This is a genomic window from Anaerosacchariphilus polymeriproducens (genome assembly GCF_003363435.1).
Classification (GTDB): domain Bacteria; phylum Bacillota; class Clostridia; order Lachnospirales; family Lachnospiraceae; genus Anaerosacchariphilus; species Anaerosacchariphilus polymeriproducens.
Map to the genome: position 1 here is coordinate 1 of NZ_QRCT01000005.1, position 12,638 is coordinate 12,638.

5 protein-coding genes are annotated in these 12,638 nt (G+C 31.1%); 1 reads left to right on the forward strand and 4 read right to left on the reverse strand.

Annotated features, from left to right (window positions below):
* Positions 1-321: hypothetical protein (locus tag DWV06_RS00555; protein ID WP_205027742.1), on the reverse strand; the 321-nt coding region annotated here is incomplete at its 3' end.
* Positions 322-540: 219 nt separating this feature from the next.
* Here DWV06_RS00555 and DWV06_RS00560 point away from each other — a divergent pair.
* Positions 541-4,800, forward strand: coding sequence for a 2-hydroxyacyl-CoA dehydratase (locus DWV06_RS00560; RefSeq protein ID WP_115480235.1), 4,260 nt, complete (start codon positions 541-543; stop codon positions 4,798-4,800).
* 87 nt (positions 4,801-4,887) lie between these two features.
* On the opposite strand, the gene DWV06_RS00565 is transcribed toward DWV06_RS00560, so the two are convergent.
* From DWV06_RS00565 to DWV06_RS00575, 3 genes are all read right to left on the reverse strand, one after another.
* Positions 4,888-8,157, reverse strand: a complete 3,270-nt coding sequence (locus tag DWV06_RS00565) for a collagen-binding domain-containing protein (RefSeq protein WP_162300532.1) — start codon at positions 8,155-8,157, stop codon at positions 4,888-4,890.
* Between the two features lie 233 nt (positions 8,158-8,390).
* Positions 8,391-9,407, reverse strand: coding sequence for a hypothetical protein (locus tag DWV06_RS00570; RefSeq protein ID WP_115480237.1), 1,017 nt, complete (start codon positions 9,405-9,407; stop codon positions 8,391-8,393).
* Positions 9,408-9,718: 311 nt separating this feature from the next.
* Entirely contained in the window at positions 9,719-12,439 is a 2,721-nt protein-coding gene (locus tag DWV06_RS00575) for a collagen-binding domain-containing protein (RefSeq protein ID WP_115480238.1), read from the reverse strand.
* Between the last annotated feature and the right edge of the window lie 199 nt (positions 12,440-12,638).

The window sequence follows — 12,638 nt, forward strand, 5'->3', positions numbered from 1 at the left end:
CCACGGCATCATCGGCTGCTGGCCTGGCATCATCGGCTGCTGACCTGGCATCATTGGCTGCTGACCTGGCATCATTGGCTGCTGACCTGGCATTGATGGCTGCATTGTCGGTGGCTGCTCTGGCATCATTGATGGCTGACCCGGTGTTGTTGGTGCCTGACCAGGCGTAGTTGGTGTCGTTCTTGGCATAGTTGGAGTAGGTGTTTCATTATTATTGTCTTGAACTGCAGTCAAATTACGTTCTTTCTTAGATACAGGTGAAATATTATCCTTTGAATCAGATTTTTTAGCAGACATTTTTGAACCACTTTTTTCATCCATATTATCTGGCTCCTTTAATTATTGTTATGTTATTATATTCTTTTATGTTTTGATGTGATACCATTTCGTTAAAAGATATTTCTAATTGTATTTTACAACTTCTTGTCGTATAATGTAGTTTGTATTGGTATGACATAAACTTCTTTAAATAAGGAATTATATGGATTTTTACTGAATATAAATAGATTTCCCCAAAATTATTTTAACAGGTGAGGTATTATGAGTAAGTATACATTTTATACATTAGGAATTGACATTGGTTCTACTACAGTAAAAATTGCTGTTCTAGATTCAAAAAGAAATTTAGTATTTTCAGATTATGAAAGGCATTTTGCCAATATTCAAGATACATTAGCTGATTTGATTGGAAAAGCTGTTACAGATCTTGGTGATATAGAAATTGCACCTATGATAACCGGCTCTGGTGGACTGACTCTGGCCAAACATCTAAAAGTTCCTTTTACTCAGGAAGTAATAGCTGTTTCTACTGCGCTACAAGATTATGCACCCCAAACTGATGTTGCCATTGAACTTGGTGGTGAAGATGCCAAAATCATATATTTTGAAGGAGGAAATGTTGAACAACGTATGAACGGTATCTGCGCAGGTGGTACCGGTTCTTTTATTGATCAAATGGCATCCTTACTTCAAACAGATGCATCTGGATTAAATACCTATGCAAAAGATTATAAAGCACTTTATCCAATTGCTGCCCGATGTGGAGTATTTGCAAAATCAGATATACAACCATTAATTAACGAAGGGGCAACGAAAGAAGATTTATCAGCTTCTATATTTCAGGCAGTCGTTAATCAGACAATCAGTGGTTTAGCATGCGGAAAACCTATACGTGGGCACGTGGCATTTTTAGGTGGTCCTCTTCATTTTCTATCTGAATTGAAGGCCGCTTTTATTCGTACACTTAAATTAGATGACGAACATACAATTGCACCAGAACATTCTCATCTCTTTGCTGCTATCGGTTCTGCCCTGACTGCTAATGAACAAAACGTGGTTTCACTTTCTGAAATACAGCATCGCCTTTCTTCAAATATTAAGATGGAGTTTGAAGTAGAACGTATGAAACCTCTTTTTACTTCTAAAGAAGAATATACTGAATTTTGCGAGCGACATGGAAGACATCATGTGGTAACAAGTGATTTATCATTATATAAGGGAGACTGCTATTTGGGTATTGATGCCGGATCTACAACCACCAAAGTAGCCTTGGTAGCTGAAGATGGTTCTCTTCTCTATTCATTTTATAATAATAATAATGGGAGTCCGCTTGCAACAACAATTAAAGCCATAAAAGAAATTTATTCTATCCTTCCAAAAGAAGCTTCTATTGTTCATTCTTGTTCTACAGGTTATGGAGAAGCTTTAATAAAATCCGCCCTAATGCTTGATGAAGGTGAAGTAGAAACGGTGTCACATTACTATGCTGCTGCATTTTTCAACCCTAAAGTGGATTGTATTTTAGATATTGGCGGTCAAGATATGAAATGTATAAAAATAAAGCAGCAGACAGTGGATAGTGTTCAATTAAATGAAGCATGTTCTTCAGGTTGTGGCTCATTTATTGAAACTTTTGCAAAATCATTAAATTTTAAAGTAGAAGATTTTGCAACTGAAGCCTTATTTGCTAAGAATCCAATTGATTTAGGAACCAGATGTACTGTATTTATGAACTCAAAAGTGAAGCAGGCACAAAAGGAAGGGGCTGAAGTCGCAGATATTTCCGCCGGCTTAGCTTATTCTGTTATTAAAAATGCCCTATTTAAGGTAATTAAACTTTCAGATCCAAAAGAACTCGGTCAAAACATTGTTGTTCAAGGTGGTACCTTTTATAACGATGCAGTATTAAGAAGTTTTGAAAAAATTTCTGGTTGTGAAGCAATCCGACCTGATATTGCAGGAATTATGGGGGCTTTTGGTGCTGCACTTATCGCACGTGAGCGACATATGAAAGGACATGTCACTTCTATGCTTTCCTTTGAGAAGATCAGTACTTTAGAATATGATACTAAAATGGCACGTTGTAAAGGTTGTACGAACAACTGTCTATTAACCATAAACCGTTTCACAGGCGGTAGACAATTTATAACCGGTAATCGCTGTGAACGTGGTCTAGGCAAAGAAAAAAACAGCAAAAATATTCCAAATTTATTTGAATATAAGAATAAAAGGATTTTTTCCTATGAACCTTTAAAATCCACGGAAGCAACTCGAGGCACTGTAGGTATCCCACGAGTATTAAATATGTTTGAAAATTACCCATTTTGGTTCACTTTTTTCAACCAACTAAAATTTAAAGTAGTACTATCACCTACATCAACTCATCAGATTTATGAGTTGGGGATCGAATCTATCCCGAGTGAATCAGAATGCTATCCTGCAAAATTAGCACATGGACACATTAGTTGGCTGATTAACCAAGAAGTTGATTTTATCTTTTATCCTTGTATTCCTTATGAAAGAAATGAATTTCCTGAATCGAATAATCATTACAATTGTCCAATTGTAACTTCTTATGCTGAAAACATTAAGAATAATGTTCATGAAATAACCAGTGGGCAGATGATATTTAAGAATCCATTTATTTCTTTCGAAAACCAAGAAACAATCTTTGAACGTTTAACGGAAGAATTAAGTCAGGAATTTAATATTTCTTCTGATGAAATGAAAGAAGCTGTTTCTTTAGCATGGAAAGAATTAGAAAAGTCTCGTGAAGATATAAAACGTAAAGGGGAAGAAACCCTATCTCACCTGAAGAAAACAGGAATTCGTGGTATTGTATTAGCGGGAAGACCTTATCATATTGACCCTGAAATCAACCATGGTATACCTGAACTAATTACCTCTTATGGAATTGCAGTTTTAACCGAAGACTCTATTTCACATTTAAAAAATGTTGAGCGTCCACTTATTGTTATGGATCAATGGATGTATCACTCTAGATTATATGCTGCTGCAAATTATGTAAAAACGACTGAAAATATTGATTTAATTCAATTAAATTCTTTTGGATGCGGACTTGACGCTGTAACTACTGATGCTGTAAGTGATATCTTAACAAATTCAGGTAAAATTTATACCTGTTTAAAAATTGATGAAGTAAATAATTTAGGGGCTGCCAGAATCCGAATTCGTTCTCTACTTTCAGCAATTCGGATTCGTGAACAGAAGAAATCGACCCGGACTATTGTCCCGACTTCTTTTAATAGAGTTATTTTTACAAAGGAGATGCGTAAAGAATATACAATTCTATGCCCGCAGATGTCTCCTATCCATTTTGATTTGGTAGAACCTTCTTTTCGCTCTGCCGGATACAACGTAGTGGTTTTAGATAATGATAATAAATCTGCTGTAGATGTTGGCTTGAAATACGTAAACAATGATGCATGCTATCCATCACTTATGGTAGTTGGACAGATAATGGATGCTGTTTTGTCTGGGAAATATGATATGGAAAAAACTGCAATTATCATTTCACAGACCGGAGGTGGATGTCGAGCTTCAAATTATATTGGTTTTATTCGACGAGCATTAGAAAAAGCAGGATATCCTCATGTCCCTGTTATATCTATAAATTTGAATGGTTTTGAAGAGAATCCAGGGTTTAAATTTACAACCTCGTTAATTTTAAAAGGTATTTATTCACTTGTTTTTGGTGATATATTTATGCGTTGTGTCTATCGAACACGGCCATATGAAAAAAAAGCAGGTTCTACAGATGAATTGCATAACATTTGGAAAGAAAAGTGTATTGGCTTTTTAACAAAAAATAAATATCCTTCTTTTTTTAAATTTAAAAAAATGTGTCGTGAAATCATTCGTGATTTTGATGCACTTCCAAGAAATAATATTCAAAAACCTCGTGTAGGTGTAGTTGGAGAAATTTTGGTCAAATTCTTGCCATCTGCAAATAATTATTTAGTAGAACTTTTAGAATCTGAGGGTGCTGAAGCTGTAGTTCCCGACTTGCTCGATTTCTTTTTATACTGCTTTTATAATAACAACTTTAAAGCTGAAAAATTAGGGATGAGTAAATCAGCAGCACGTAAATCCAACTTAGGAATCAAAGCATTGGAATTTGTCCGTAGTGCTGCTTCTGATGAATTTAAGAAGAGCAAGCATTTCGATTCACCTGCTCGTATAGAATCTCTTGCTAATATGGCAAAGGATATTGTATCTTTAGGAAATCAGACTGGTGAAGGCTGGTTCTTAACAGGTGAAATGTTAGAATTAATTCATACAGGTACAAATAATATTGTTTGCACACAACCATTTGCTTGTCTGCCAAACCATGTGGTTGGAAAAGGTGTCATTAAAGAATTACGACATCAATACCCGCTTTCTAATATTGTTGCAATTGACTACGATCCGGGTGCCAGTGAAGTCAATCAATTAAATCGTATTAAATTAATGCTATCTACAGCGCAAAAAAATTTACATAATCAAAAACAACCAGATTAATAGATTCTTTAGATTAGAGTACATTAAACCAACAAAAAGAATGCACATATCAAAATAAGATAAGTGCATTCTTTTTAAATTAATATATTATTTCTGAGGTACATTGACAAATAAGTCTGGAAAATTTTTTATTCTTTGATTTCCATAGCTAATCTCTGATTTTCCAGCATTAATATTACTTCCTCCATGAAACTCTTCTTTTACCTCTATCTCAAACTCTTTTGACCAATTTTTTTCATTTGTTGGTATGATTTGATCCTCATATTTTAAAAACCATTGATTTTTATTTTTATCAAACCCATAATTAATATTCTGGTCTTTTTCAAACATCTTTTTCGATTCCTCTGTAAATTGAAAGTTTTCATTCAAATAAGTAATGATACTAGAACCTGCTATAGAACCAAATGCCTCATTCGATATATTGGTTAAAACATCATCAATTGTAAGATTATAATTAGTTGCAAAATAATGCTTTCTTGCTGAATTTGTAGGATTTAACGAAGCTATTGTATCCGGAAGCATCATCGAGTATTCTGAGCCGGTATTCATCATATTTACAACATTAACATCTGCATGCTGATCATTCTTCAATAATTCAGCACTTTTAATTGCTTCACTCCATTCTAAATTTGGTGATTCACTTAATTCCGAACAAAGAATAACTGCTTTCTCTCTGCCATTGTTTTTTACCTTATCATCATTTAGCACATTATTAGCTTCATTCAATATTAATTCTTTTTTTGAAGAATCACCGTAAGAAATATTTTCAATCATACTAAAAAGTTGTTTAGAATCTTTTGAAACATTTTTAAAACCTTCTGTTTTGTTTAACACGGTTTTTTCTGGAGAATATGTTAATATGCATATATTACTTTCCGGTGATATCTCTTGTATTGTTTTTACAAACTTAATTACAGCCTGTTTTTCCTCATCAAATACAGATATATAATCATTTACGTCAGGCATATTATACAAGTTAACTCCTTTGTCTATATAAAAATATTGGTTTGATTCATCATCATAAAATCTAAGCCTTCCCGTTTTCTCTTCTTTTCCGATTCTTACATTATAATATCCTAAATTTCCTTTATAGACGTACCATTCATCTTCCTTAATATCATTTGCAATTGTCCATTTATAATCCCTTTTTAATGTTGTATTTCTCTCTATATTTTTATTATTTTCGAAAATAAGTACAATATCCTTTGGTAACCATTTCGATTTCTGAATTTGAGCATTCAATTTTATAGAATAAGTTCTTTGTCCGGTTTTATTCTCAGTATTAAAATCACCTGTATAAACTGCAGTATTATTCACTTCTAATTTATCAGCATCTGCATTACTCACTTTGACATTATAATTTCCAGACTGGGTCGTAGATACAGCCAGACCTTTTTTTCCATCCGTATCTGTCTCTGTGTTATATGGCTTAAATATCACTTTTAACATAAAACTTGTATCGGAATTGATTATAACAGGTGACAAAAACATAGTTGCTCTTTCTTTTACCCCTTCTTGATACCATAAATATTCCAACTCTCCTGTTGGTTCTTTACCTAAAAATATTTCACTACTATCAAACATTAAATCTTGAACAGGAACATTTTTATTTAAAGATTTACTATATAATTCAGTAGAAATTAATTCCCCTTGCCCTATACTTCCTTCCACAGACTGAATTTGAAACTTCACAGGTACATTTACTTTCAAATTTGGAAATTTTGAAATTTGTGTATTCTCTACATAAATACCAGATCCTTTTATATTAGTATCAATATCATTTCCACCTATGAACTTATCTTTTGCTTCCAACTCAAGAATAGCTGTCCACTTTACTTTCTGTGGTATCACTTGATTTTTCCATTCAACGTACTGGCATTTTTTGTTCTTATCATACTGGCAATTTACTTCTTTCATATCATTTAGTTTCGATCTACATTCATTTGTTAAATCAAAATAATCGCTAATGTAATATCTAATAACTACATTCTTTACTCCTGCAGTTACTGACTCTTTCTTATTTTTATCTGCAACTGCTGATAAATTCACTTTATAAATTCGTCTTCCTTTACAATTTTTTGAATCAAAATCTCCTTTGTAAGTTGCTTTTGCTTTAACTTTTACTTTTGCAACTTTTGAAGTTAAGCTTTTTTTGTTTTTTTCATTTGAAGGTATCTTTCCCCAAAATGGTATTTTCTTCATTTTTGCGTTAACATTTAAACTATTTGCAATAATACAGCCATAAAAATCTTTATTGATTTCAATACTAGCGCTTGGAGCCAAAAATGTTCCTCCTGTAGTTGCAGTGGTAGTTAGCTTCCCTTTATAAGGCTGGTAATTAATTTCTCCGTTATCTTCCACTTTCTTTGTATAAAAATTCCAAATAACTCTGCCTGCATCTTTTACAACATCTATATTATCTCCCATTATTTCAGCTTCCGCATTCAAATTGAATTCAGAATAATCAGATAAATCTACATTTATAATACAAGTGGAATTTTTATACAAAGTATGTAACTTTATTTTTTTGACATCTCCGTTCATAAAATCTGATCCTGATAAATTAAAGATATCCTCTTTCTCTGAAGTACTTTCCAATTCTAAGCTATTACCATTGGATTTGATTCCTGACGTTTGAGTTGTCTTAAAATCTGCTAAATACGTAGACAATTTTGATAAATATAAAAATTCGGAATCTAAATCTATAAAAGTCTTATCATCGGGTTCTTGAATAACTTTTAAATTATCCTTAAAACCAAGACGCTTGCCATCTATTACATAACTTTTGTTATCATTAATCACTTTATAAACTGATCCTATTACCAAATAAGGTGTTTTCATAGAATAGTCTTCCGATAAAGGATTTTCCTTTAATACATTTCCTTTTTTGTCTGAAAAATTTCGAATATAAGATATTTGTTCTGCTTTATCTTTTCCCTCTGCAACCGTTGGCGATACCAGAGAATTTAATTTTTTTACTGCAATATTAGATTCAAATTCAGAGTTTGCCTGAAATAATTCATTAACAAAAATACCGAAATTTGAAGCAGTTCCTAAGCCTTTCTCAAATCCTTCACCTGAACTTGTAACTGATTTTTTCAAATCATTGAATAATTCTAAATTATCTTCTAAATCTTGTTCTACATCTGGACTTTGTTCTTTTGATTCATTTTTTTCTTTTACATTTCTATCCCCTGTTTGTTCAGATATTAAATTCTCCATTTCATTATCTTCACTTTGTACTTGTTTTGGCTGTTCTTTAGCATTTGTAAAAAACTGTGATTGACTGATTGTCATTAATATAGCCATTGTCATTGCTACTATCTTTCGCATTCTACTACTGTTACGGTTCAACATAAAATACCCTCCTATCATTTGAAACACTAGTTTGTCTTAATTTATCTCTCCTTTTTATTCTTTCATAGTATATTGACTTATAAGTAAATCATAATCTCTATAGGTTTACTATAACACATTTTTATGTAAAAACCCCACCCTAACGGGGGGGTATAAAAGAAATTTAATTTACATAAATCAGAATAGCAAAAGGGCCTGTCCAAAAACATGCCCTCTACTTTTTATGAACTCACCTACAGTCCAAATATATCTTTAAAAACAACTTGAAAAATATCTCCTACCCATAAATTATCATCCGTAACATAGAACTTCTTTTCTGATGTATTCGAAAGATTCTCAGAAGCTAACGAATTTGGTATTAAATTAGAATAAGTTCCTCCGGATTCCTTGATATTAATAATGTTGATAACAATATGTAAATTATTTTTTAATAAATCTGCATATTTCTGTGCTTCATCAAAATTTTCGTTCTGATCTGCCAATCCTGAACAAAGAATTACTTGTTTATCTCTACCATTAGTTATGAGACTTGCGTCCTTATCTAATAAATTATAAGTTTCTTTTAGTGTCAAACTTCTTTCATATAAACAACCACTAACTTTATTCAAATTATGAATTTCATTTACTATTTGTTCTGAATTTTTTGATACATTCTCAAAACCTTCTGTTAATTGTATTACAGAATTTTCATTTGCCTTTGGGTTAGCCAAAATATATACATTACTATTTGGTGAAGTTTCTTTCAAACTTTGAATGAAATTTATCGCAGCCTCTTTCTCTTCTTCAAACATAGATATAAAATCAGTGCTTTTGGGTTCATTGTATATTACATGTCCATCACTCAAATATTTATCCAGATATACTTTATAACCTCTGACAGTAAAATACAACTTACCACTCTCTTTCTCTTTCTGAATCATGATTCTATCATAACCATATTTTTGATTTGGTGTTGTATTTAAACAATAAAAATTGCCGACAATGAAGTTGGTTACAATCGTCCATTTATAATCCTTTCTTAATTTATTATTCAGATTATAATTTTCCAATATTAATATGATATCTTTAGGTGATATTTGCTGTTTCAAGTTACTTATAGAATCATTCGTATTTTCTAAATTTTGGTTCTGCTGTGTATTAGAGTTTTTAGTCTCATCTTTTGCATATGCTAATGTCCGCAGCTGACTGGTTATCATCAATATTGTCATTACAAAAACTGCTAACCTGCATAATTTTTTTCGTTTCAACATAAAACAAAACCTCCAATCATATAATTTACGAAACAATAAAGTGACTCGATCCTCCTTTCATATATTTTAGCTAAAAATATCAGCATAATTATTATACAAAAGATTTTAACTTTTAAGAGGATATTAAAAAAATATTAATAATTAATTAAAATAGGACATGTTACTTAAGTAACACATCCTATTTCTTATTTTAATATTTATCTGCTGAACATTCACCCTAAACTCAGGGAATTCTTTTATTTTTTTATTAATTAATCGACGCGCTCTTTTTTATTGTCCTTGACAAAGGATACAGATTACTCCTTTTACTTTTACTTTCTAAATATATCAATAAAAACAAGCTCAAAAATATCTCCAATCCACAAACTAGCATTAGTAACATAAGAATAAGTTATTTCTGATACGGGATTATAGATTATAAACCTTCTTAATCCGCATTCTGATATATTAATTACTCTAATAGAAACATTCAAATTATTTTTTATTAAATCTGCATATTTTAATGCTTCATCAGTTTGTTCCTCTGGAAAAAATAATGATGAGCAAAGAATTACTTGTTTATCTCTACCATTTAATTCCACACTATCTTCATTTAACAGATTATATACTTCTTTTAAAGACACTCCTCTATTATTATATGACCATCCTTTATCCAAATTATTAATTGCATTAATCATTTCATTCGAATTTTTTGATACATTCTCAAATCCTTCTGTTAATTTTATCACCGAATTTCCTGTTTTGCTTGGATTTGATAATATACAAATATTACTATCTGGTGAAACTTCTTTTAAGTTCTGAATAAATTTAATGGCTGCCTTTTTTTCTTCATCAAATATAGAAACAAAATCATCTTTTTTTGGTGGATTGTATAATACACGATTCAGCTCATCAATGTATATATTAAAACTACAACCTCTCACATTAAAATATAATCTTCCATTCTCTTGCTCAATCAATACTTGATCATAATCATTATGATATGATGGTATTTTATCTAAAAAATATTTTTCTCCGACAATATAGTCAGTTGGAACTGTCCATTCGTAATCTTTCCTTAATTCATTACCTATACCATAATTTTCCAATATTAAAACAATATCTTTAGGTTTCTTTTGTTCTACTTTTGTCTTACCTACAATTTGATAAGAAATTTTATCGAAAATTTCTCGAAGCGACTGATCTTGTGCTGTTTGATAAAATAGTTTTCGATTTGAAGAATCCTCTGTAGCCACTTTTTGTAATAACGCTTCTGATTTTGATTTACTATTACTACTTAATTGAGTAAAATCCCCAATCGTAAAAATATTAGCTCCAAATTCTTCAATCACCCTTTGTGAACTGATTTGAATCTCATTTGCGATTTCATCATAAATGCCAGGGACTCCATCATAAAATAAAATTACATTCTTTGCTTTGCTGTCATTTCGTATTTTAGCAAGGTCAAAACATTCATAAACAGTATGTATTCCCGAATCTAATTTATGCAATGTTTCTTCTTTTGTCAAACCTTCTATTGCAATCATAATTTCTTCATAATTATTTTCTACATTTGCCCAGCCCTTTGTTCTATTATAAAAAGCCAATCCTTTATTATCAGCAGAATAGGATATAACATCAATAGAACTTTCGGGTGAATATTTTATTATATTAGATACAAACTGTTTTGCAGCATCCACAATCTTTCTTCCTTCTTTCAACGTATTGGAACGTTTTAATACCAATACAATATCAGAAGTTTTATTTTTATTTTCCTTTTTCTTTCCATTTAAAGGAATAGACCCTGAAAAAGAAATATTATATATCTTAGAAATATTAGAAATCAAATCATTAGAAATGATACTTCCAAAAAAATCAGCTCCTATTTCCACGTTGGCACTTGGAGCTAAAAAAGTTCCTCCCATCGTAGCCATCGTTGTGAGCTTTCCTTTATAAGGTTTATAAATAGTATTTCCACTATCATCAACTTCTGTAATATAAAAATTCCAGATAACTCTGCCTGCTTTTTTTAGTATATCAGCATTTTTACCTATAATTTCTGCCTGTGTATTCCATATAAATTCATTACAACCAGTTAAATTTACATTTAAGACACAAGTAGCATTCTCATGTATCATATTTAATTTAATTGTTGAATTTTTTCCATTTGTAAAATCATTACTTGACAAATTAAAGATATCTGCTTCTTCTGATTTACTCTCTAATTCTAAATGATTCCCCACAGACTTTAAGTTTGCTGTTTCTGTCGTATCCAATTGAGCTAAATAGACAGATAAATTATTTAGATGAGAAAATTCAGAATTAAAATCTATAAGTTTTTTATCAACCGGCTCTTGTATAACCTCCAGTTCTTCTTTCCCCCCCAGTCGTACTCCATCTATTCCATAAGATTGACCATTATTAAATGTATCATCTACAGAATATTGTGATCCAACTACTAAATAAGGTGCAACAATTGAATAATCAGCAGGCAAAGGATGATCTTTTAAAACATTACCATATTCATCAGAAAAATTCTGTATATATGATACTTTTTTTGACTGTTCCTTTTCCACTGAGGCTTTCGGTGATTTTAACGAAAATAATTTTTTAACAGCAAAATTTGCTTCAAAATCGGATTTTGTATGAAAAAATCCATTTACAAAAATACCAAAATTAGATGCTGTTCCTAAACCTCTCTCTAAACCTTCTTTTGAATTAGTAACTACGCTTTTTAACTCCTCAAATAACTCAGAATTCCGAGTTTGATCTTTTAAGATTTTTTGTTCTTCCTTTTTTTCATCTTCAGTTTGTACTATTTCTTTTTCCTGATTATCTTGTATAATAACATCATTACTTTGAATCTTTTGTTCTTTCTTTTGCTCTAGTCTCAATTTCTCATGATTATCATTTTCAGATATTGTTTCTTGTTTTGCATTCGACTGTTGAGTCTGATCTTTTGCATATGCAATAGTCTGAAGCTGACTGGATGTCATTATAATTGTCATCATTATAGCTAGCAACTTTTGCAACCTCATACTTTTTCTTTTCAATATACATTTCCTCCTACGTTAAAATATTAAATTAATAATAAAATTTTCTCTCCTTTCATTTTTAAATTCATGCTGAATTTTTAAACACAAATACTATTGATAAATAATACCATATTTATGTAAAGTCATCCACCATATTGAGGAATATTTTTCATATAATTTAATTAAGTGATTATAGTAAAAAAGGGGCTGTGAAAAA

What these genes read in the sequence shown, in the direction of transcription:
- DWV06_RS00560 (WP_115480235.1), top strand. Translation starts at nt 541, where the DNA reads ATGAGTAAGTATACATTTTATACATTAGGAATTGACATTGGTTCTACT.
- DWV06_RS00565 (WP_162300532.1), bottom strand. Translation starts at nt 8,157, where the DNA reads ATGTTGAACCGTAACAGTAGTAGAATGCGAAAGATAGTAGCAATGACA.
- DWV06_RS00570 (WP_115480237.1), bottom strand. Translation starts at nt 9,407, where the DNA reads ATGTTGAAACGAAAAAAATTATGCAGGTTAGCAGTTTTTGTAATGACA.